Genomic DNA, 21238 nt, shown 5'->3' on the forward strand with positions numbered 1-21238 from the left:
TGAATAAGGCAAAGCCTTACGAATCCTTTTCACCCAAGGTGATATCTTCTTGAGCAGGATTGGTGATGCATCTTCCATGAAAATCGAAACGAGAGCCATGGCAAGGACAATCCCAGCTTTTTTCATCGGGATTCCATTCTAGCTGACAGCCCAGGTGAGGACAGCGGATATCAACCAAATGCAGTGTGCCATTTTCTTCTTTGTATACACCGATTTTATCACCGTCCAGTTCAACGATTCCTCCATGCCCCACGGGCAGTTCTTTCGCTGTGGCTTCGGGCAGCTTGAATAGGCGTTTCGCAAAGGTTTTCACAGCCTGCCTGCTTTCACAGGCAATTCCGCCGGCGGCTTCGGCGGAAAAACGTTGAGGAGCGAATACAGCGGCATAGGGATTTTCTTTGCCACAGACAATGTCTCTGATAATCATGGCAGAAACCATAGAGGTGGTCATGCCCCATTTTTGGAAGCCGGTCGCCACATACCAATAGGGCTTTCCGCTGGCGTATTGTCCGATATAGGGAATACCATCGGCAGGGATACAGTCCTGGGCAGACCAATGGGCAGCCTCGAGGGATTGGGGAAACAGCTCTTTTGCTTTTTTCCGCAGAGCATCATATTTCCCTCCTTGGCGATTTTCCCCGGTACGGTGGCCTTCGCCGCCAAACAGAAGATATTTGTCGTAAATGCGGAAGGAATAGGCATTTTCGCCATCACCAATGAACATACCCTCTGCCAAAGAGGCGTTTTCTAATGCCAGCACATAGGAGCGTTCCTGGTGCATGCGGGCGAAATAAAGGCCGGGAAAATTTATAAAAGGGTAATGGGTGGCAAAAACAATATGCTCCGCTGTAACCGTTGCTTTTGGCGTGTGCAGTACATGCTCGTCTACTGTGCGGACAGGGGTTTTTTCGTAGATTTCCAATTTTTCTGCCAAAGTCTTGATAAATTTCAGGGGATGGAATTGGGCCTGCCCATCGAAACGCAGGGCGGGAGAAACACCGCCGGGAAAGGCCATATGGCTCAGAAAGGATGCCTGTATTCCGAGGGATGCAGCAGTATTTGTCTCCTGCATCAGTTTTTCTATATCCTGAGAATAGACATAGGCAGAAGTTTCCTGAAAATCGCAGTGGATGTTTTCTTCCTTGATCATACGGCGATATTCTGCAATTGCCGCTTCATTTGCCATGGCATATTGACGGGCTTTTTCTTCTCCTTGGGTTTGTATCAAATTGGTATAGATCAAATCATGCTGGGATGTGATTTTTGCTGTAGTATTTTTGGTCTGCCCGCTGGCAATGCGGTCTGCTTCTAATAGAACAACTTGCTTTCCTACTTTTTGCAGCTGATAAGCAATGAGAATGCCTGCCATGCCTGCGCCGATGACGGCGACTTCTGTTTTGATATCTTTCCGCAGAGGTTCCCTTTTGGGGATGCTGCAGGTTTTTGTCCAAATTGATTCCATAGATGCCTCCTGATGTGTTTTTTCTTAACATATCAGGATTTTTTTGTTTTTTGTGTGGAAAATGCAGGAATGAAAAAACAATTTTGCAGGAAACTAGGAAAAATGAGAGGAGGAAAAATATGAATCATTTGCAATATGAAAAATCACCTTATCTGCTGCAGCATAAAAATAACCCTGTGGATTGGTTTGCATGGAAGGAAGAGGCTTTTGAGAAAGCAAAACGGGAGGATAAGCCTATATTTCTGAGTATTGGCTATTCCACCTGCCATTGGTGCCATGTAATGGAGGGGGAATCCTTTGAAGATGAAGAAGTGGCGGAAATTTTGAACAGAGGATTCATTGCCATCAAGGTAGACCGGGAGGAGAGACCGGATATCGACTCTGTTTACATGGGCGTTTGCCAGATGATGACAGGCTCCGGCGGCTGGCCTTTGACAATTTTGATGACACCGGAACAAAAGCCTTTTTTTGCGGGAACGTATTTTCCAAAATGGAGCAAATATGGTATGCCGGGGCTGATGGAACTGCTGGCACAGGTGGAAAAGCTATGGAAAACGGACAGAGAAAAGCTCCTGGAAACTGGCGAGAAGATTACAGATTTCCTGCAAAAGGAACCGATGGTTCTGCAGGCTATGCCAACACCGGAATTGCTGAAGCAGGGGACGGCAGAATTGATGCAGCGGTTCGACCGGGAATGGGGCGGCTTTGGGGTGGCACCGAAATTCCCCACCCCCCACAATTTACTGTTTTTGCTGCGCTACGGCAGGGCAGAGAGAAACGAAATTGCCCTCTCAGCGGTGGAGAAAACACTGGATGCCATGGCTATGGGCGGGATGTTTGACCATATCGGCGGCGGCTTTTCCCGTTATTCCACAGATGAAAAATGGCTGGTGCCCCATTTTGAGAAAATGCTCTATGATAATGCCTTGCTGGCTTATACCTATTTGGAAGGATATCGGCAGACAGGGCGGAGCTTTTATCGGATTGTGGCAGAGAAAACGCTGGATTATGTTTTGCGGGAATTGACCCATGAAGAAGGCGGCTTTTTTTGCGGACAGGATGCGGACAGCGAAGGGATCGAGGGGAAATACTATGTTTTTACACCGACAGAGCTGCGCCCCATATTGGAAGGGGATACAGAGGTATTTTGCAGTTATTTCCACATCATAGAGGAGGGCAACTTCCATGGGAAATCCATTCCCAACCGTTTGAGGGAAGAACTTCCGGCGGAAAGAAACGAAAAAATAGATGGCCTTTGCAGGAAGGTATACGAATACCGAAAACAACGCACATTCCTGCATCTGGATGATAAGATTTTAACCGCATGGAATGGGTTGATGATAGGAGCTTTCGCAAAAGCTGGTTTTCTTTTGGAAAATGCGGCGTATCTGGCTGCGGCCCAAAAAGCAGCAGATTTTATCGATGGAAAGCTGACCGATGAGAAAGGGCGGCTGTATTTGCGGTATCGGGATGGAGATGCAGCCCATAAGGGGCAGCTGGACGACTATGCCTTTTATGCCTTTGGGCTGTTGGAATTATATGCAGCCACCTTCGACCTGCATTATCTGGAACGGGCAGTGCAATTAGCAGAAATGATGCTGGAATGGTTCGGCGGGGAACAGGGGGGCCTGTATCTCTATGCCAAGGATGGGGAGCAGCTCATCCAGCGGCCCAAGGAAACTTATGATGGGGCATTGCCTTCGGGCAATTCCGCAGCCGGGTATGTATTTGCCAAGCTTGCAGCCTTGACAGGAGAACCCAAATGGAGGGAGGAAAGAGACAAACAGCTTTCTTTTCTGGCAGGGGCCATGGAAGGGATGCCTTCGGGGCATTGCTTCGGGCTTTTTGCCATGGGGGAGGTGCTGTATCCTTCCACGGAACTGATCTGTGTTTCTGCGGAGGAAAAACCATCGACGGCATTTCTGGCTTTTCTGGGAGAAAATCGGGAGATGGGGCTTTCTGCCTTATGCAAAACAAAAGAAAACCAGGAGCGGCTGGCAAAAATTGCTCCCTTTATCAAGGAATATCCTATTCCTGAGAAAGGAGAAAGCTATTACCTCTGCCGGGGGCAGCATTGCTTCGCCCCCCAGAAGAATTTGAAAGAATTGCACCGGCTGATGGAAGAGAACGTATAAAGCGAATAGGCTTTCCAATTTCGCCCATACTAAAGAAGAAAAGGAGGGAATGGGATGAAATTGCCTGTAACCAATGAAAATGGATATTTTGAGATTCGTCTGGAAAGCATTGGCGGCTTGGGAGCCAACCTTTGCGGGAAAATGCTGGGGGAATTGGGAGCTGTGACCTTGGGGCTGAATGCGGCAAGCTTTTCCAGCTATGGTTCGGAAAAGAGAGGCTCCCCGGTGAAGGCTTATATCCGCTGGGCGGAGGAAAACCGGGAAATCGGCATCAACAGCCCCGTGGAAACGCCCCATATTTTAGGGTTGTTCCATGAAGCGCTGGCAGGAAAACTGCCTGTGACAGCAGGGGTGACGGAGGAAACGAAGATCGTTATCAATACAGATGCTTCCCCGGAGGAAATGCGAAAGCGGCTGAAGCTTTGCGGCGGAGAAATTTTCTGCATCGATGCTCTGCATATTGCCATGGAAGAAAAGACAAGGGTGAATATGGTCATGCTGGGGGCGATTGCCAAGGCCAGCGGCTTTGTCCCTTTGGAAGCGGCGGAGAAGATCGCCAAGGAAACCATTGGGAAGAAATATCCCGCTTTACTGGAAGCAAATCTGAAAGGACTGCGGCGGGGATATCAGGAAACGAAATCCGCTTTTTTCAAAGAGGATGGGACTTATGAAAGCGTGCCCTATCAGGAAGCAAAAAATAAATGGGGCTATGAAAATGCCCCCATCGGCGGCACAAATCCCCGCTTCGGCAGTACTGTCTCCAATGATCTTTCTGCCTCCAGGGAAGGGTATATTCCTCTGTTTATACAGGAAAATTGTATCAACTGCGGGCTTTGCGACAGCACTTGCCCCGATATGGTATTCCAATTTGAAAAAGGGGAATACAAAGGAAGGCCTGCCATGGTGAATCGTGGGTTAGATTATCACCATTGTAAGGGCTGCCTGCGCTGTGTGGATGTTTGCCCCACCAATGCTCTTGTCATGGGTGTGGAACGGGAGCATCCACAGCCAAAATGGTTCGTACGAAATAAAGATTTGATCGTGGACAAGATGGAATTCGAGGATGCAGGCCCCAATTCCTGGATCACAAGCGAATCTTTCCTGACAGAAAAACGTGTGGATGGAGGTGTGGTTTGATGGAACAGCAGAGGATTTTATTTGAAAGCGGCAATGAAGTGGCAGCCTATGCGGCAAAACAGATCAACTATCATGTCATGGGCTATTATCCCATCACGCCTTCCACACAAATCGCCGAATTTCTGGACCAGATGAAGGCCGATGGGGAACATGAGATCTGTATGATTCCGGCGGAAGGGGAGCATAGTGCGGCGGGCATCTGCTATGGCGCATCCACCGGCGGCGGGCGGGTGTTCAATGCCACCAGTGCCAATGGGCTGCTGTATGCCCTGGAACAGCTGCCTGTCCAGTCGGGGACGCGGTTCCCTATGGTAATGAATGTGGCCTGCCGTACGGTTTCCGGGCCTTTGTGCATCAAAGGTGACCACAGTGATATCATGTACTGCCTGAATACGGGGTGGATTATTTTATTCGCCAATACCCCCCAGGCGGTTTATGACATGAATATCTGTGCTTTGAAGATTGCGGAGCAGGTGAAGCTGCCTGTTATTGTGGCCTTTGATGGCTTTTTCACCAGCCACCAGAAGCGGCGGTGTATGGTGTTTGAAAAAGATGAAACAGTACAGGGTTTCATCGGAAAATATGAGGCAGAATATTCTGCCTTGGATTTGGCTCATCCTGTTTCCATCGGTTCTTATATGAATGAGCCAGATGTGCTGAACAATAAATTCCAGCTCCATGAAGCCATGGAAGGGGCAAAGGAAGTAATCCCTTCTGTTTTTGATGCGTATTTTCAGCTTTCTGGGCGGCAGTATACCTCGGCGGAAGGGTATCGCACGGAGGATGCGGAGGTGGTGCTGCATCTGTTGGGCTCTGCATACCACACGGCGAAGGTGGCCGTGGATAAGCTGCGGGAACAGGGGAAAAAAGTGGGGGTTTTTACAACGAACCTTCTGCGGCCCTATCCAGCAGAGGAATTATTCGAATTCTGCAAAAATGCCAAAACGATTTTGGTTGGCGACAGGCAGGACAGCTATGGCGCACAGGGAGGCAATCTTTCCATGGAATTGAAAGCCATGCTCCAGGAAAAAAACTCCACAGCTAAGGTGCTGATCCGTATCTATGGCTTGGGCGGTAAGGATTTTTATGAAAAGGATGCAGAAGAAATGCTGCTGTCCTGTTATGACTCGGATGCGGAACGGTTCGATTATCTGGGAAAATATCCCGGGGAACCGGTGGATGGGGAGCAATACTTTGCACCTCTGACAGAAAAAGAAACGAAGCTAGGCTTGACGAAATGTATCGAGCGGGATGGAAAACTGCAGGTAGAGGGCGGTAGGCTGAATGAGACAACGGAAGTGCCGAAGCGCATTGCCCCCGGCCATGGAGCCTGCCCCGGATGCGGTATCCCCGTCAATCTGAATCTGCTGCTGCGGGGCATTGAGGGAAATGTGGTGCTGTTGTTTCAGACGGGCTGCGGCATGGTGGTGACGACGGGGTATCCCAAAACGGCCTTTAAAGTACCTTATGTGCATAACCTGTTTCAGAATGGTGCGGCGACCCTGACAGGTTTGGCAGAGATGTTCCGGGAACGGCAGAGAAGGGGAGAATATCCCGAAGGTGAGATTACTTTTATCATGGTCAGCGGGGACGGCGGTATGGATATCGGCATGGGCTCTGCTTTGGGGACAGCTATCCGCAACAATCGTTTGATTCTCTTTGAATATGATAACGGCGGTTATATGAACACGGGCTATCAGCTTTCCTATTCCACACCTATGGGAGCGAAAAGCAGCACCTCCCATGTGGGACAGAGCCAATATGGCAAGACCTTTTTCAATAAGGATATGCCTCAGATCATGGCGGCTACGGGTATCCCCTACGTTGCCACAGCGGCGGAATCCAATCCTGTGGATTTTATCAAAAAGGCGGCAAAAGCCCAGCATTACGCCCGGTATCACGGCATGGCCTATATCAAAGCCATTTCCGCCTGCCCCCTGAATTGGGGCGATAAGCCAAACTTGGAACGGAAGGTCATCGGGGCGGCAGTAGATAGCTGTTATTTCCCTTTGTATGAAGTGGAGCAGGGCATCACCACCATCAGCTATGACCCGGGGCAGAGAAAGATCCCTGTAACGGATTGGCTGAAAATGATGGGGCGGACAAAGCACCTGAGCCATGAAAAATATCGGGATATCACCGATGAGATACAAAAGGAAATTGACCGAAGATGGAAAATTTTGCAGGCGAAAGCAGCACACGATTTGCTTTAATCACAAGGAGGAGATCAAATGGATTTTAAAAACAGTGAAACAAAGGAAAACCTGATGCGGGCATTTGCAGGGGAAAGCCAGGCCAGAAACCGTTATACCTTTGCGGCAGCCCAGGCGAAGCAGCAGAACATGCATGTGGTGGAGGCAGTATTTACCTTCACCGCAAATCAGGAAAAGGAACATGCGGAAATTTTTTATAACCATTTGAAGGAGCTGGCAGGGGAAACGATTCACATCGACGGCGGCTATCCTGTGGATATTTATGAATCGGTATTGCAAGTTTTACGGGCGGCACAGCATAATGAATATGAAGAATTCGACCCTGTATACAAAGCCTTCGGCGATAAAGCTATGGAAGAAGGCTTCCCCAAGGTGGCGGCATCCTTCCACCATATCGCAGGCATCGAAAAAATTCACGGCGACCGTTTCGGACAGCTGGCAGACCTGCTGGAGCAGAATAAGCTGTTTATCAGCGATGTGGAATGTAAATGGATGTGTTTAAACTGCGGTTTTGTTTATGAGGGGAAGGAAGCGCCCCAGAAATGCCCTGTCTGCGACCATGACAGAGGATTTTTCATTCGGCTGGAATTAGCACCTTATACGGCTGAGGTATAAAAGAAAACAGAGAAAACCAACAAGCTGCTGTGGATGTCTGCGCATCTGCGGCAGCCCTTTTGTATATAGGGCAGAAAAGATTTGCTGAGCAAACCATGAGCAAGACTGTCTTTGCTTGCTTCACCCCAAAATGTGAGATATACTTTTTGTGGATGCTACACAGAACAATTGAGCCTAAAAGAAACAGAGCAAATAAAATCAAGTAATTTTCGTTCCTATGCAGTATAGTAACAGCAGAGCAGCTGAAACGAGGTGAAAGGATATATGTATCAATGGCAGAAGCAGATTCAGGTCATGATAGAAGAAATTGATGCGTGCATCAAAAAGCAGGAGGATGCGGCATTGACTTTGCGCGGGCTTTCCCATAGGCTGGGGTATTCGGAATTTTATCTTTCCAGAAAGTTTAAAGAAATTTCTGGAATGCAGTTTCGAGACTATTTGCGGTACAGAAAACTGGCCTTTGCGTTAAAAGAGGTGCGGGATACGGAAACGGGCATTTTGGAGATTGCTTTGAAATATGGATTTTCTTCCCATGAAGCCTTTACCCGTGCCTTTAAAGAAGCCTATGGAATCACGCCGCGGGAATATCGGCGAAAGCCTGTACCCGTAATGCTGCGGACGATCCTGAAGCCCTTTGACTGCTACTTATTAGGAATCGGAGGAACTGGTATGATGCAGTCTTCAGAAGATGTAAAGATTTATTTTGTGACGATTCCCGCCCATAAATTTTTACATATCAAAAATTATGAAAGCATTGGGTATTATGATTTCTGGCAAAAACAAAGCCTGATTCCGGGGCAGGACTGTGAAACGATCTGCGGTTTGCTGGACAGCATCAAAGGAAAACTGGATGATGCGGGGGGAAGCGAAGCGGACAGCGGCAACGGCCAGATCATAGCATATATCAATGAGCCTGCCGGCAGGATTTGCAGCTGGGGCATTCCTTTGGCAGAGTGCTATGGTGTGCGCCTGCCCATGGAATATGATTGGGAGATTCCTACCCAAATGCAGATGATCCATGTGCCGGAAGGGGAATATATCGTTTTTGAGCATGGCCCCTTTGATTTTGAGCAGGAATGCGGCAGTGTGGAGGAAAAGATGGAAGCGGCAATGAAAGCCTTTGATTTTTCGGAATCGGAGTATTGTTTCGATCTTTCCCCCGGCAGAGTGTTTTATTTTTATTTTGACCCCACAAGGTTCTGGAAATATGTCAGACCGGTGCGGAAAAGAAAATAAATGCACCAAAGAAGGGAAATCCTTCTGCCATTGATCTGCAACCTCATAGGAATATGATACAGAATAGAAAATGCAGGGTATGTTTGCACATATCCTGCATTTTTGTATACGGTTATCTAATATTTTTGGGGCATTTCCCTTAGAAGGGTGCTTCATCCAGTTCACTGCCGTTGATAGTGGCGTGTTCATCCTCTTCCAGGGGAATGACGATGCATTTTTTGCCGTGGATGATCTCCGTTTTGATGACAGGCAGTTTTTCCGGAGAAACCTGTAGGATGATCTCCTTCTCAGGGGCTGCAGCGGGGGTAGTTTCCTCCTTTTCTTCCAGCTTTTGCCGCAGGGTTTCTACCTCCTGTGCCAAAACCTCCGCTTTTTTTGCAGCGGCACGGGCATGCAGGGCTTTATTATCAATGAGATTTTCTGCCAGAGGAGGGGCATCGCCGAATTCTTCCTGACAGATATCTTCTACCTTGGCGATCACATCCTCGGAAAGGCCTTTATCTGTCATGGCTTCCCGGATGGCGGGAGCCGTCAGAAGGACAGGCTCGTTTTCAAATACATTCTTATGTTCATCCACCATATCGCTCAGATCCTGCTGGATATCCAAAATCAGGTTGGCAGGGTCTTCCACTTCAACAGAAATGACTTCTTTCAGGATAGAATGGAAGGTTTTCTTTTCCTCTGCGGCGGTACGTTTGGGTTCGCAGCCAAGGGCCTCCCGCATAAAATCTGGCTGGGCTTTTTTGGCATCCTTCACAAAATATCCGATGGCGTTTACATCGCTGCTGCGATCGGAAAAGGCAGGAAAAAGGAAGCCTGTTTCCGGCGCGGAAACCACCCAGTCGCGGATACGGGGCGCAATAATATTTTTCTCCTTATGATAGCCAAGGCCGGCCTTTGTCAGCTCCACAGGGCAGATGGCACAGAGGATATATTCATAGACTTCTTCGGATTCGTCCAGCTTGTTGTTATCCGTTGTTTTTGTCATCACATCATAGGCATCATGGAACAGCAGAATCAGGTAGTTTCCCGCATATTCATATTCCCGGATGATGCGTTCATAGAGTACATCCAGCAGGCCATCCCCCTTCAGGCCGCTATCTCTCAAAGCGAGAAAGAATTTCTGGGCTTCTGTGCCTGCTTCGTCTCTCAGGAAAGAAAGTTCCAGCAGATTGTTGCCGATGGTGCCGGAAAGTGCTTTTTTGGCAATTTCCAGATATTTATAAAATTCCTCTTCTTCCAGATTGAGGAAGGTCTCGTTGATATGTAAAATGATATTTTTCTGGCTGTCCACATAACAGCCCCGGAGTTTTGTAAAAGTGCATGCGTCTTTTTTGAAACGACGCTTCAGTTCAAGGATGTCTTTTTTTTGCATGATGCTCTCCTTTCTTCTGCAAAAATCGTTTACTTGAACATTATAAGAAAAATTTTCTTCTTCTGCAAGTCTGGGAAAGCGTTGTTCTGCGCCGTTTTTTCTTTATAAAAAGGAGAATGCTGTACGGTATATCCTTTGAAGAAAGTAATGAATTTTGAAAACATAGTTTTTTAGAAAGAGACTATTTCAAAGGGATTTTATAGGAGCGGAAAATACAACAGATTCAAGTACTCCTTTTCTTCTAAACTGTTTTTTATAATCATAAAATGACATCTTGATTTGCTGTTTCTTTCCAAAATAAAAACCCTTGATTTCTCAAGGGTTTCCGTAAGCTGATAGCGGGACTCGAACCCGCGACCTATTGATTACGAATCAATTGCTCTACCAACTGAGCCATATCAGCGTAACTGAGAAATATTATAATACACCCTGCAAAAAAATGCAAGTTATTTTCTTTATAGTGTATATCATATATATGGATTATCGAAAAAAATGCAATTGACCATTATGATATTAATAAAATTAATCCATCCAGACGAACGAAAGATATGGATAAACCTTTCAGAGTAAGAGAAAAGAATTTGTTGGCTGGAAAATATGATTATCAAAAATGTGATTTTGACACTGTTACGGGAAAAAGGCATTTATACTAAGATAGCCGCTGGATAGTATCCGGCGGCTATCTTAAGTGTGAAGAATCACGAACAAAACAAAAGAATTGTTAAAAATAACGAACAAATATATTGTATTATTTACAATTGTTTGCTATAATTAAGGAAAAGCGGAGCAGATTTCTGCAGGCATTTCGGCTCAATCCCTGCAATTTTTATATTCCTTCCTCTACTTTTTCTATATCACAATCAGGTTCTTATTTTTAGGAGGAAATACAAATGACAACGAATAAGAAAAAAGTATTTGGTCTGAGCTTTTTGACAGTTTTTCTTTGGGCATCGGCATTCCCTTTGACAAAGGTGGCGCAGGAACAATTTACATCAATTCCTCTGGGTTTTTTGCGCTGTTCTGCAGCGGCAATTTTCCTGATTATCATCGGGAAATTGTGCCATATCCGATTGCCTCAGAAAAAGCATATCCCTTTGTTTTTTGTATCCGGCGGCTTGGGCTTTGCAGGATATATGATTACTTTTAACACCGGAATCCTGACGCTGACCTCTGCCACATCCAGTATTATCATTGCGGTTACGCCCATCTTGACGGCGGTAGTGGCATCCAGGCTTTACGGTGAAAAGATCAAACCCATTGGTTGGGCGGCGATTCTGTCGGCCTTTATTGGCGTGCTGATTCTGTTGCTGTGGGAAGGTGTTTTTTCCATCAACGTTGGGCTGATTTGGACATTGGGCGCATCTATCGTATTCTGCGGCTACAACATTATGAACAGAAAGCTCTCTTCTATGGGCTATAATGCTCTGGAAATCGTAACATACAGCATGATCTGCGGCGCCATCCTATTAGGCTTTTGGGCGGGGGAAGGCTTCCGGCAGCTGGCCGGAGCAAGCACCAGTCATATTGTCGCCTTGCTGTATTTGGGGGCATTCCCTAGTGCCACGGCATATTTTCTGTGGGGGAAGGCCATGAGCTATGCAGAGCGAACCAGCGAAGTAACGAACTTTATGTTTGTAACACCGCTGTTGTCTACGATCATGGGCTTTATCATTCTGAGCGAGATTCCCAATGCAGGTACCTTTATCGGCGGTGCTATTATCATTATCAGTATTGTGGTATTCAATCTGAAGGGAAAATAAAAATGGGAGCTTTACAGCTCCTTTTTTGTTGCATTTTTTGGAAAAAAGGTGTACCTTGTCTAAAGATGAATATAAAAGGGAAGAAGAGAGAAAAAATGACAACACAAAAGAAAAAAGTGATTGGATACAGCCTGCTTACCATATTTCTTTGGGCATCGGCATATCCATTGACGAAAATTGCTCAAGAACATTTTACGGTAGTTCCTCTGGCATTTATCCGCAGTTTTCTTGCAGGCTTTTTTATGCTGGCGGTAGGAAAGCTGCAGAGGATGCAGATGCCCAGAAAAAAAGATATTCCTTTGTTTTTCCTGTCAGGAGCGTTGGGGTATGTAATCTATACAGTGGCAATGAATATTGGTTTGCAGACCTTGCCTTCGGCGACCTGCAGCCTTTTGGTGGCAACATCGCCGATTATGACGGCCATCATTGCGGCAAAGGTTTATGCAGAAAAAATCAATTTCATCAGTTGGTGTGCCATTTTTATTGCTTTCGCAGGGGTAGTGATCCTTCTGCTGTGGAATAGCGGCGGAGCATTTTCCATTGATGCGGCAATGCTGTGGATGCTGCTTTCGGCGGCATCCTGGGCAGGGTATAATATTATGACGAGAAAGCTGGTAGCGATGGGCTATACTTCTATGCAGATCACCTGTTTCAGTATGTTGGGAGCGGCAGTTTGGCTGTGCTTCTGGTCTGCGAAGGGGTTTCAGGAACTGGCAACGGGGGAAGGGAAACATATCCTGTCTCTGTTGTATCTGGCAATCATTTCTAATGCGGTTGGCTGTATCCTTTGGGGGAAAGCCATGGCCTATGCGGAAAAGACCAGCGAGGTGGCGAATTTTATGTTCCTCTCTCCGCTGTTGTCTGCACTGATGAGTTTTTTGTTGCTGCGGGAGGTGCCGGGAATGGGAACCTTTATCGGCGGTGCGGTTATCATCTCAGGGCTGCTGTTATTTAATTTAAAAGGACAGAAAAAATAAAAGGAGGCGTGGAATTCCACGCCTCTTTTGTGTGTCAGGATATTAGTATGCTCTGCCCCAATATACCATGTGTTTTGCTTTTTTGCCGCAGCAAACGCAGACATCGGAAATCTCTTCTTGTTCAAAGGGGATACATCTGCTGGTTGCGGCTGTTTTTTCTTTGATGGCATCTTCGCAGGCCTGATCACCGCACCACATAGCTTTGATGAAGCCGGGGGTTTCGTTGATGGTCTTTTCGAATTCTTCCATGTTTGTTGCTGTGTATGTTCTGGAGTCACGGTGTTCTGTTGCTTTTTTCAGCAGGTTTGCCTGAATTTCATCCAGCAGTTCGGGAATCTTTGTTTCCAGTTCATCCAGAGAAACGAAGATTTTTTCACCTGTGTCTCTTCTTGCCAGTACGCACTGGTTCTGTTCAATATCTTTGGGCCCGATTTCCAGACGGATGGGAACGCCCTTCATTTCATATTCAGAGAATTTCCAGCCGGCGGATTTATCGGAATCATCCAGTTTTACACGACAAACCTTGTTCAGTCTGTTTTTCAGTTCCGCAGCCTTTTCCAGTACGCCTTCTTTTTTCTGGGCGATGGGAACGATGATGACCTGGGTGGGGGCAATTCTGGGAGGCAGCACCAGGCCGCTGTTATCGCCATGAACCATAATGATAGCACCGATCAGGCGGGTTGTCATGCCCCAGCTTGTCTGGTGAACATACTGCAGTTTATTTTCTTTATCTGTATACTGAATTTCAAAAGCCTTTGCAAAGCCATCGCCGAAGTTGTGGCTGGTACCGGACTGAAGGGCTTTGCCATCGTGCATCAGGGATTCGATAGTGAAGGTATGGGCTGCACCGGCGAAACGTTCCTTTTCTGTTTTTTCACCTTTTACTACGGGAATTGCCAATACATCACGGCAGAAGTCTGCATATACATTCAGCATCTGGATAGTTCTTTCCTGGGCTTCTTCTGCTGTTGCATGGGCTGTGTGGCCTTCCTGCCACAGGAATTCCATGGTTCTCAGGAAAGGACGGGTTGTTTTTTCCCAGCGAACAACGGAGCACCACTGATTATACAGCTTCGGCAGGTCTCTGTAGGACTGGATGATGTTTGCGTAATGTTCGCAGAATAATGTTTCGGAAGTAGGGCGAACGCAGATCCGTTCTTCCAATTTCTTTTCGCCGCCGTGGGTAACCCAAGCTACTTCGGGAGCAAAGCCTTCTACATGGTCTTTTTCCTTCTGCAGCAGGCTTTCAGGGATGAACATGGGCATATAAACATTTTCTACGCCGGTTTCTTTGAAGCGGTCATCCAGTTGTCTTTGGATCAATTCCCAGATGGCATAGCCATAGGGGCGGATGATCATGCAGCCCTTCAGGCTGGAATATTCTGTCAGGTCAGCTTTTTTGACAACGTCCGTATACCACTGGGGAAAATCCACTTCCATATCGGTGATGGATTCTACAAATTTCTTTTCTTTTGCCATTTTGTATTCCTCCTAAAAAATTTCTTCTAAAAACAAAAAACCCCTGCTCCCTCCGTAAAACGGAAAAGGGACCAAGGTCATTCGGCGGTGCCACCCTTATTGATGATAGAAGCTATCATCCTCTCGGAATCGTTAACGCCGAACTACGCCGCATTTTCCCTGCGGAACTCGAGGGGCAGGTTCAAAAAGGCTTGCCAAGGCTCGCATCCACCGCCTATTTTCTGGGGGCAAGGGGCTTTTTTACTATTCCCTGTCATCGTTTTTTACAGCTTCTATGATAAACCGAAAAAGTGGTCTATGTCAAGGAGAAAGAGGAGAAAACGAAAGATTTTCCTTGATAATGAAGAGGTACCTCTTTAAAATATTGAGAGGTACCTCTTGAATTTTGAGTGATGAAAGGAAGAGTATTGTACATGAGTTTTAGAGATGAAGAAATTGTAGGATTGTTCTTTGATGTGATGAAAATGAGCAGATATTTTGCCAAAATACATAATGGCAGTTCCAGCCCCTTTTTGGGACAATACCGCTGCATTTATACATTAAATGAGACAGGAAGGATCTCCCAAAAAGAATTAGCTGAGATCCTCCAGATTCGTTCTACATCATTGAGCGAATTACTGTTGAAGCTGGAGAAAAAAGGCCTTGTAGAGCGTATGCCATCGGCGCAGGATAAACGAAAGCTGCTGGTTTCCTTGACACAGGAAGGGCATGAAGAAGCTCTTAAATATCAAAAATTGCGGGTAAATGCCTATTGTGATATGGTGTCTCCTTTATCTGAAGAAGAAAAAAGGCAATTTTATAGTATTCTAAGTAAAATTAAGAATCATTATATGGAAATGGAGGAAGAGGGCCATGAATGAAATCGAGATGATTACGGATAAAAAACGTTTACTTATATTTTTTAATATATTAATCAGCTGTATCGCTTCTTCTATGCTTGCGACGGCTTTGACAACTGCATTGCCTCCGATTATAGAGGATCTGCATGTTAGTGTTACCACAGGGCAGTGGATGACGAGTGCCTATTCTTTGGCCATGGGCATCATGATGCCTCTGACTGCTTTTTTGATTACCAGATTTCCTACCAGAAATTTATATCTGATTTCGATTTTATTATTTATTGCAGGGTTGACGGTCAGCGGGATTGCACCTAATTTTCCTGTCATGATGTTGGGGCGGATGCTGCAAGCATCCGGAGGAGGCATTTTGTCTGCAATGGCACAAGTCATTCTTTTGACGATTTATCCGCCGGAAATGCGGGGGTCCATTATGGGCTGGTATGGCCTTTCTGTAGGGGCGGCGCCGGTTATCGCGCCTACATTGGCCGGGATATTGGTGGATGCATTAGGATGGAGAATGATTTTTTATATTTCTATCGCAATTATGCTGATTGCTCTTATTATGGCATATTTTGTGTTTGGGAATGTATTGCCTACTGTTCGGAAAAAATTTGATATAGCATCTTTTGTAATCAGTGCATTTGCTTTTGGCGGCATTACGTTAGGGATTGGGAATATTGGGGCGTATCCGTTTGTCAGTCTGCAGGTATTGTTTATATTGGCAATCGGCTGTGTTGCGGCGGTGTTGTTTGTATACAGACAGCTGCATCTGGAAGAATCTTTCCTGGAGTTAAGGATATTAAAGAATAAAGAATTACTGTTGAGTGTCATAGGCAGTATGTTGCTGTATTTTGTTATGATGGGCTCTTCTATCATTATGCCCCTTTATGTGCAGTCGATCAGAGGGTATTCTGCAACGGTTTCCGGATTAGTGACATTGCCGGGTTCTCTGGTTATGGCGATTATCAGCCCCTTTGCCGGGAAAATTTATGATAAAGTTGGCATGAAGATACTGTTTGTGACTGGTGCTTTCTGTATGGTAATCAGCAATATTGGGATGTTTTTGATCAATATGGAAACTTCTGTATGGATCGCTTCGTTCTATAATGTGATTCGTTGTACAGCCATTGGTTGTTTGATGATGCCTTTGGTTACATGGGGAACCAGCAAACTGAATTTTGAATCAATGGCACACGCAACAGCGCTTTTAACTTCCTTGAGAACGATTTCGGGGGCTATTGGTTCTGCAATTTTTGTAGGTATTATGACGACGGTAGCACAAAATTCTGTTGTTACATATGGAGAAAATGCCCCGATCCATGGGTTGAATATGACTTTTTTAGCGATGACAGGGGGAAGTGTTGTTTTGCTGTTGGTGGCGGTTTTTGGGGTTAAAAATCCTGCAAAGAAACGGTAACCTGGAGCACACCGCAGAAAAAGGAAAAATCGTAAGAATTTCTTAGGATTTATGTTACTGTCCTGTAACTTTCACGTGCTATGATGGGGAAAAGAAAAAATGGCATGTTTTGGAAGAAAAAAGGAGAAAAGGGTATGAAACGTTTTTTTGCAATGGTATTAGCTATGGCGATGATGGGGACAACGGCTTATGCTGCTGAAGAAAGGGAAATGGCAACGGCAAAATATGTTTCCCAAAAGATTGTTGTAGATGACTATTATGCGAAAATGGAAGGGTATAACATCAATGGCTATAATTATATGCGTCTGCGGGATGTGGCAGAGGTAATGGCAGAAAAAAACCGTGATGATTGTTTTAAATTTGATATTATATACAACGCTGATAAAGATGTGATTTATCTGGAAACGGGAAGAGAATATTCGGGAACAGAAGATGAAAAAGAAACTGTTGTCAATATTGCTGATAAAGAAGCGATCCTTTCGGATGCACAGGTGTTTGTGAATGGAGAAATGCCGGCTGAAGGAATGGAAGGGTATATCATTGATGGATATACTTATTATAAACTGCGTGATATTGGGAATGCCATCGGTTTTCATGTAAGCTGGTTGGAGTCCCAGCAGAAGGTAAGAATTCTGACTGCACCGATGGCAGCCAGAAAACCCGTTATCTATCTCTATCCCGAAGAAACTACAGACATTTCTGTGGAACTGGAATATGATGGCGAGCTGACAGTAACCTATCCTGCCTACAATGATGGCTGGAAGGTAGCGGCTGAACCAGACGGCACCCTGACGAACCACGCCGACGGCAGAGAATATTCCTATCTTTTCTGGGAAGGAGAGGGTTACGGCGAAATGGACTTCTCTGAAGGTTTCGTGGTAAAAGGCGAGGATACCGTTGCTTTCTTGCAGGAAAAACTCTCCGCCATGGGCATGACCCCCAGAGAATACAACGAATTTATCGTGTATTGGCTGCCTTATATGCAGGATAATGCCTATAACCTGATTTCTTTCCAGTGGGAAAACTATGACGAATCCGCAAAGCTGCATATCACTCCTGCCCCCGACAATCTGCTCCGCGTCTTTATGGCATTCAAAGCATTGGAAGAACCTGTGGATATTCCGGAACAGGAACTGCCCACATTGCAGAGAGCGGGCTTTACTGTGGTAGAATGGGGCGGTACAGAAGTGTATTGACAGCTGTATTTACTTGAAAGAAATCCTTCTCTGTGGTACACTGAAATCGTTATGAAGCAATTTCACCTTGCATAGGGAAAGGAAGAAAAAATATGAAAAAGATTTTGATTGTAGTAGATATGCAGAATGATTTTATCGATGGTTCTTTGGGTACAGCCGAGGCAGAAGCCATTGTAGATAATGTGGTTGCGAAAATTAATGAATACCCCAAGGAACAGGTATATGCCACAAGAGATACCCATCAGGATGATTATTTGCAGACCCAGGAGGGGGCCAACCTGCCCGTGGTACACTGCATCGAAGGCACCCATGGCTGGGAAATCAATGACAAAGTAAAAGCAGCTTTAGGCGGTGCTGTTGTTGTGAATAAACCTTCCTTTGGTTCTTTGGAACTGGCGGATATGATGGCTATGGAATTTGCCGGCCTGCCTGCAGAGGAATGCGAGATTGAGCTGGTTGGTCTTTGCACAGATATCTGCGTGGTTTCCAACGCTATGCTTCTGAAAGCAAGACTGCCCGAAGTGAAGATCAGCGTAGATGCTTCCTGCTGTGCAGGAGTAACACCGGAGAGCCATGAAGCGGCACTGAAAACGATGCAGATGTGTCAGGTAGCGGTGCAATAAGGAGCAGAAAATGAAAGACGAAAGATTGGAAAAACTGGCCGATGTGTTGGTGAATTATTCTACAAAAGTGAAAAAAGGTGACCGGGTTGCTATATCCGCAGAGGATGCCGCTTTGCCTTTCATCAAAGCTGTGGCAAGGGCTGCGGTGAAAAAGGGCGCATTGGTGGATTATTATGTGGACATGCCTGATGTAGATGCGGAAATTCTGAAAAACGGTACGGAAGAACAGTATGCCCGGGAAAATATCCGTTTCGGTGCCTGTGCCAGAAGCGATGTATGGCTCAGCGCATGGGGCAGCGAAAATACAAAGACCATGCAGTCCATCGATGGTGAACGGCTGAAGCAAAAACGTTTGGCTAACAGAGAAAACCGCAAAGCCTATTCCGAACGCATGGGCACAGGGGAACTGCGTTGGTGCGGCACCCAGTTTCCTACCAATGGCGATGCGCAAAATGCGGGCATGAGCTTAGAAGAATATGAAGATTTTGTATATGCCGCAGGCTTCCTCAATGAAGCTGACCCTGTGAAAAAATGGGAGGAAATGGCAGCTTGGCAGGAAAAATGGGTAAACTATCTGGATGGGAAAAAGGAACTGCATATCCTTTCTAAGGATACAGATATTCGTGTGAATATTGCCGGCAGAAAATGGATCAACTGCTGCGGCAATGAAAACTTCCCTGATGGGGAAATCTTCACTTCCCCTGTGGAAGATGGCATCAATGGCTGCATTACCTTTTCTTATCCATCCATTATGAATGGCAACGAATTTTATGAAGTGCGTCTGACGGTGGAAAAGGGGCGCATTGTGGAGGTTTCCTGCAAAAATGAGGAAATGCTGGATACCCTTCTTTCCTATATTGATACGGATGAAGGCTCTCGCTATTTCGGCGAGGTAGCCATTGGTACTAATTACGGCATCCAGCGTCATACGAAAAATATCCTGTTTGATGAAAAGATCGGCGGTTCTATGCACATGGCCATCGGTGAAGCCTTTCAGGAGGCTGGCGGCAAAAATGAATCTGCCATTCATTGGGATATGATCAACGATATGACCAAAGAGGGTAAGATCTATGCCGATGGGGAATTGTTCTATGAAAATGGAAAATTCAAGGAAGAATTGCTGGCAAAATAATGAGAAAAAGAAATGGTTCATGGAACAAAGTGTTTTGGCCTTTGTTTCTTTGGCATGCCTGCATCAGGAAAACAAGAAAATCCTGCAGTTTTATCCATAATAGGAAGATAAGACGGGGGCGTCTGTTTTTATGAGAGGCTAAGGCCATGGGAAGTTGTTTTCCTGTGGCTTTTGCATTTTATGAAAAATAAAATAAGAACGAAATACCATTATGTCTTATATTTTGGTTTCAGATTTGACCTTTGCCAAAGAAGGCAGCTATGATAATATTTTTGAGTATGTCAGTTGTGTGAAGGAGCCTATCTATATATCTGGAATGAATCTTTTATTTTTTACAAAAAGGAATTAATGGAAAGTTATGTCAATCGAAAGTCTGAAAAATGTCAAATTTTTGGCTTTTCTATCCTGAAAATGAGAAAAATTAATGTAAACGTGCGCAGAAAGTGATTGACAGGATTATTAATTTTTTATATACTAAATGTAACAGATTTGTAACAATTTCGAATCATACAGTTTGGAGGAGAATCCAATGGGCTTCAATAAAGCAATCAAACAGATTTGCCTGACCGCTGCTTTTGTTGTTCTGGGTACAGTAACAGCGTTTGCTGCTAACGCCGGACAAGCTTCCGGTACGAATGTAAATGTACGTGCAGAAGCGGGCATGAGCGCAAATATTTTGGGTAAGATCAATAAAGGAACAGAATATACAGTGTTGGATAAAACAGGAAACTGGTTTAAGATTTCCTATAACGGTGCAGAGGGTTTTGTTTCCGCCGATTATTTTGAAGTGACAAAAGCAGATGCCAATATTGATGGTTCTGGTGTAAATCTTAGAGAAAAGGCTTCTACATCTTCCGATTCTCTGGGGAAATTTGCCAATGGTGATGCGGTGACAGTCACAGGTCAGAATGACGGCTGGTATCGTATCTCTTATAATGGAAGTTCCGCTTATGTCAGCAAGGATTATGTATCGGGTGCTTATGTAGAATATGTCCCTGAGATTGCCAATGAAACGGTAACAGTACAGGAACTGGAATCTACATATGGTGTTGTTACAGCGCAGACTGGGTTAAAGCTGAGAAAAGAGGCTTCTACCAATTCTATTGTACTGACAGTTTTGCCTTATGGGACAGAAGTAGATGTAAACAGAGTCGGTCAGGAATGGGTTAGAGTGACCACTGAAAGCGGTCAGGAAGGTTACGTCAGTGCAGAGTATCTTTCCATCAGAACAGGTGAGAAAACCACTCGTTCCGCATCTTCTGCCAAAGGTGCAGAAGTAGTTGCATACGGGAAGCAGTTTATTGGTACACCCTATGTTTGGGGCGGTACAAACCTGAATACAGGCGTTGACTGTTCCGGTTTCGTATATGCCGTTTATAAAAACTTCGGTATCACCTTGAACAGATCTTCTGCAACAATGGTAAACAATGGTGTGGAAGTTTCCAAATCCAATCTGCAGGCTGGTGACCTGGTATTTTTCAACAGCGGCGGCGACAGTGGTATCTGCCACGTGGGTATCTACTGCGGAGATGGTACATATGTACATTCTACAGACGGAGCAGCCTATGGCGTAACAGTTACAAATCTGAACAGCGGCTACAGTGCAAATACATACGTAACAGCAAGACGTGTATTAAAATAA

Annotated in this window: 16 protein-coding genes, 1 tRNA gene and 1 other annotated feature; of the genes, 13 read left to right on the forward strand and 4 right to left on the reverse strand. The window is 45.5% G+C overall.

What is annotated here, in order from left to right; genetic code table 11:
• Positions 1-16: 16 nt before the first annotated feature.
• Entirely contained in the window at positions 17-1462 is a 1446-nt protein-coding gene (locus tag ACI39P_RS08915; RefSeq protein WP_439720315.1) for an FAD-dependent oxidoreductase, read from the reverse strand.
• 119 nt (positions 1463-1581) lie between these two features.
• On the opposite strand from ACI39P_RS08915, the gene ACI39P_RS08920 reads away from it, so the two are divergent.
• The 5 genes from ACI39P_RS08920 (at position 1582) to ACI39P_RS08940 (ending at position 8798) form a co-directional block, all read left to right on the forward strand.
• Positions 1582-3597, forward strand: a complete 2016-nt coding sequence (locus ACI39P_RS08920; protein WP_439720316.1) for a thioredoxin domain-containing protein — start codon at positions 1582-1584, stop codon at positions 3595-3597.
• 54 nt (positions 3598-3651) lie between these two features.
• Positions 3652-4734, forward strand: a complete 1083-nt coding sequence (locus ACI39P_RS08925; protein WP_439720317.1) for a 2-oxoacid:acceptor oxidoreductase family protein — start codon at positions 3652-3654, stop codon at positions 4732-4734.
• The gene (locus ACI39P_RS08930) at positions 4734-6947 is read left to right on the forward strand and encodes a thiamine pyrophosphate-dependent enzyme (protein WP_439720318.1); all 2214 of its coding nucleotides are present in this window, start codon (positions 4734-4736) and stop codon (positions 6945-6947) included. The genes ACI39P_RS08925 and ACI39P_RS08930 overlap by 1 nt, the downstream gene beginning before the upstream one ends.
• Before the next feature lie 18 nt (positions 6948-6965).
• A complete protein-coding gene (gene rbr / locus ACI39P_RS08935; RefSeq protein ID WP_439720319.1) occupies positions 6966-7562 on the forward strand; it encodes a rubrerythrin in 597 nt (198 codons plus the stop codon).
• A gap of 264 nt (positions 7563-7826) precedes the next feature.
• On the forward strand, positions 7827-8798 hold the full coding sequence (locus ACI39P_RS08940; protein ID WP_439720320.1) for a helix-turn-helix domain-containing protein: 972 nt from the start codon (positions 7827-7829) through the stop codon (positions 8796-8798).
• A gap of 139 nt (positions 8799-8937) precedes the next feature.
• On the opposite strand, the gene ACI39P_RS08945 is transcribed toward ACI39P_RS08940, so the two are convergent.
• Together ACI39P_RS08945 and ACI39P_RS08950 are read right to left on the reverse strand one after the other, a co-directional pair.
• Positions 8938-10173, reverse strand: a complete 1236-nt coding sequence (locus ACI39P_RS08945; RefSeq protein WP_439720321.1) for a DUF4317 domain-containing protein — start codon at positions 10171-10173, stop codon at positions 8938-8940.
• A 330-nt stretch (positions 10174-10503) separates the two neighbouring features.
• A tRNA-Thr gene (locus ACI39P_RS08950) sits at positions 10504-10576 on the reverse strand.
• A gap of 487 nt (positions 10577-11063) precedes the next feature.
• On the opposite strand from ACI39P_RS08950, the gene ACI39P_RS08955 reads away from it, so the two are divergent.
• Together ACI39P_RS08955 and ACI39P_RS08960 are read left to right on the forward strand one after the other, a co-directional pair.
• Positions 11064-11933, forward strand: a complete 870-nt coding sequence (locus tag ACI39P_RS08955; protein ID WP_439720322.1) for an EamA family transporter — start codon at positions 11064-11066, stop codon at positions 11931-11933.
• Between the two features lie 95 nt (positions 11934-12028).
• Complete coding sequence (locus ACI39P_RS08960; RefSeq protein ID WP_439720323.1) at positions 12029-12910, forward strand: EamA family transporter; 882 nt, start codon at positions 12029-12031, stop codon at positions 12908-12910.
• 42 nt (positions 12911-12952) lie between these two features.
• On the opposite strand, the gene proS is transcribed toward ACI39P_RS08960, so the two are convergent.
• Positions 12953-14389: a proline--tRNA ligase gene (proS, locus tag ACI39P_RS08965; protein ID WP_439720324.1), complete on the reverse strand. Its 1437-nt coding sequence runs from the start codon at positions 14387-14389 to the stop codon at positions 12953-12955.
• A 63-nt stretch (positions 14390-14452) separates the two neighbouring features.
• Positions 14453-14655: a binding site (T-box leader), on the reverse strand.
• A 147-nt stretch (positions 14656-14802) separates the two neighbouring features.
• Here proS and ACI39P_RS08970 point away from each other — a divergent pair.
• The 6 genes from ACI39P_RS08970 (at position 14803) to ACI39P_RS08995 (ending at position 21238) form a co-directional block, all read left to right on the forward strand.
• Positions 14803-15249: a MarR family transcriptional regulator gene (locus tag ACI39P_RS08970; RefSeq protein WP_439720325.1), complete on the forward strand. Its 447-nt coding sequence runs from the start codon at positions 14803-14805 to the stop codon at positions 15247-15249.
• Positions 15242-16645, forward strand: a complete 1404-nt coding sequence (locus ACI39P_RS08975) for a DHA2 family efflux MFS transporter permease subunit (protein ID WP_439720326.1) — start codon at positions 15242-15244, stop codon at positions 16643-16645. The genes ACI39P_RS08970 and ACI39P_RS08975 overlap by 8 nt, the downstream gene beginning before the upstream one ends.
• Positions 16646-16779: 134 nt before the next feature.
• Entirely contained in the window at positions 16780-17841 is a 1062-nt protein-coding gene (locus tag ACI39P_RS08980) for a hypothetical protein (RefSeq protein ID WP_439720327.1), read from the forward strand.
• Positions 17842-17933: 92 nt separating this feature from the next.
• The gene (locus tag ACI39P_RS08985; RefSeq protein WP_439720328.1) at positions 17934-18464 is read left to right on the forward strand and encodes an isochorismatase family protein; all 531 of its coding nucleotides are present in this window, start codon (positions 17934-17936) and stop codon (positions 18462-18464) included.
• 10 nt (positions 18465-18474) lie between these two features.
• The gene (locus tag ACI39P_RS08990) at positions 18475-19596 is read left to right on the forward strand and encodes an aminopeptidase (protein ID WP_439720329.1); all 1122 of its coding nucleotides are present in this window, start codon (positions 18475-18477) and stop codon (positions 19594-19596) included.
• 529 nt (positions 19597-20125) lie between these two features.
• Positions 20126-21238 (forward strand): SH3 domain-containing protein, encoded by a 1113-nt coding sequence (locus ACI39P_RS08995; protein ID WP_439720330.1) that lies wholly within the window; start codon positions 20126-20128, stop codon positions 21236-21238.

Source organism: Anaerotignum sp. (genome assembly GCF_051877975.1).
Classification (GTDB): domain Bacteria; phylum Bacillota; class Clostridia; order Lachnospirales; family Anaerotignaceae; genus Anaerotignum_A.

What these genes read in the sequence shown, in the direction of transcription:
- ACI39P_RS08915 (WP_439720315.1), bottom strand. Translation starts at nt 1,462, where the DNA reads ATGGAATCAATTTGGACAAAAACCTGCAGCATCCCCAAAAGGGAACCT.
- ACI39P_RS08920 (WP_439720316.1), top strand. Translation starts at nt 1,582, where the DNA reads ATGAATCATTTGCAATATGAAAAATCACCTTATCTGCTGCAGCATAAA.
- ACI39P_RS08925 (WP_439720317.1), top strand. Translation starts at nt 3,652, where the DNA reads ATGAAATTGCCTGTAACCAATGAAAATGGATATTTTGAGATTCGTCTG.
- ACI39P_RS08930 (WP_439720318.1), top strand. Translation starts at nt 4,734, where the DNA reads ATGGAACAGCAGAGGATTTTATTTGAAAGCGGCAATGAAGTGGCAGCC.
- rbr (WP_439720319.1), top strand. Translation starts at nt 6,966, where the DNA reads ATGGATTTTAAAAACAGTGAAACAAAGGAAAACCTGATGCGGGCATTT.
- ACI39P_RS08940 (WP_439720320.1), top strand. Translation starts at nt 7,827, where the DNA reads ATGTATCAATGGCAGAAGCAGATTCAGGTCATGATAGAAGAAATTGAT.
- ACI39P_RS08945 (WP_439720321.1), bottom strand. Translation starts at nt 10,173, where the DNA reads ATGCAAAAAAAAGACATCCTTGAACTGAAGCGTCGTTTCAAAAAAGAC.
- ACI39P_RS08955 (WP_439720322.1), top strand. Translation starts at nt 11,064, where the DNA reads ATGACAACGAATAAGAAAAAAGTATTTGGTCTGAGCTTTTTGACAGTT.
- ACI39P_RS08960 (WP_439720323.1), top strand. Translation starts at nt 12,029, where the DNA reads ATGACAACACAAAAGAAAAAAGTGATTGGATACAGCCTGCTTACCATA.
- proS (WP_439720324.1), bottom strand. Translation starts at nt 14,389, where the DNA reads ATGGCAAAAGAAAAGAAATTTGTAGAATCCATCACCGATATGGAAGTG.
- ACI39P_RS08970 (WP_439720325.1), top strand. Translation starts at nt 14,803, where the DNA reads ATGAGTTTTAGAGATGAAGAAATTGTAGGATTGTTCTTTGATGTGATG.
- ACI39P_RS08975 (WP_439720326.1), top strand. Translation starts at nt 15,242, where the DNA reads ATGAATGAAATCGAGATGATTACGGATAAAAAACGTTTACTTATATTT.
- ACI39P_RS08980 (WP_439720327.1), top strand. Translation starts at nt 16,780, where the DNA reads ATGAAACGTTTTTTTGCAATGGTATTAGCTATGGCGATGATGGGGACA.
- ACI39P_RS08985 (WP_439720328.1), top strand. Translation starts at nt 17,934, where the DNA reads ATGAAAAAGATTTTGATTGTAGTAGATATGCAGAATGATTTTATCGAT.
- ACI39P_RS08990 (WP_439720329.1), top strand. Translation starts at nt 18,475, where the DNA reads ATGAAAGACGAAAGATTGGAAAAACTGGCCGATGTGTTGGTGAATTAT.
- ACI39P_RS08995 (WP_439720330.1), top strand. Translation starts at nt 20,126, where the DNA reads ATGGGCTTCAATAAAGCAATCAAACAGATTTGCCTGACCGCTGCTTTT.